This is a genomic window from Clostridium tepidiprofundi DSM 19306 (assembly GCF_001594005.1).
Taxonomy (GTDB): Bacteria; Bacillota; Clostridia; order Clostridiales; family Clostridiaceae; genus Clostridium_AC; species Clostridium_AC tepidiprofundi.
Genome location: NZ_LTBA01000157.1, coordinates 1 through 602, shown reverse-complemented (window position 1 = coordinate 602; position 602 = coordinate 1). Strand labels below are relative to the sequence as shown.

At 32.2% G+C, this 602-nt stretch carries 1 protein-coding gene; it reads left to right on the top strand.

Annotated elements, in window-relative coordinates; all coding sequences use genetic code 11:
- Positions 1 to 161 precede the first annotated feature (161 nt).
- Positions 162 to 602 (top strand): NUDIX hydrolase (locus CLTEP_RS14190; RefSeq protein ID WP_066827723.1); only part of this gene is annotated, 441 nt, incomplete at its 3' end.

The window sequence follows — 602 nt, the reverse complement described above, 5'->3', positions numbered from 1 at the left end:
AAATTTTCAAAAAGCATATGACTAATATACCAGGTGAGATGATTATTGTTTGGACATAAAGATTTATTTGTAAAATGAGTTATCAAATTTTTTTTAATAATGCCATGAATTAAGATTTTGTAATGATTAACTCAAATAATACTAAAGTGGGGGAATATATTGTGGAGCTATGGGATGTTTATGATAAGTATAGACAGAAAACTGGACGGAGGCATAAAAGAGGTAATCCAATGGAGGAGGGTGACTATCATCTTGTGATTCATGTTTGGATCATTAATGATAAAGGACAATTTTTAATTCAAAAGAGACAACCTTGGAAGGATGGATGGCCTAATATGTGGGATTGCTCTGCTGCGGGGTCTGCAATACTTAATGATACAAGTAAAGAGGCTGCTATTCGTGAAACAAAAGAAGAATTAGGTATTGACTTAGATATAAATAAAGGTGATATTTTATTTACAGTTAATTTCTCATGTGGGTTCGATGATATTTGGATTGTTAGACAAAATGTTGATATTAATGATTTAAAACTTCAATATGAGGAAGTGGCTGATGTAAAGTGGGCTAGTGAGAATGAAATAAAGGAAATGGTTCAGGAAGGG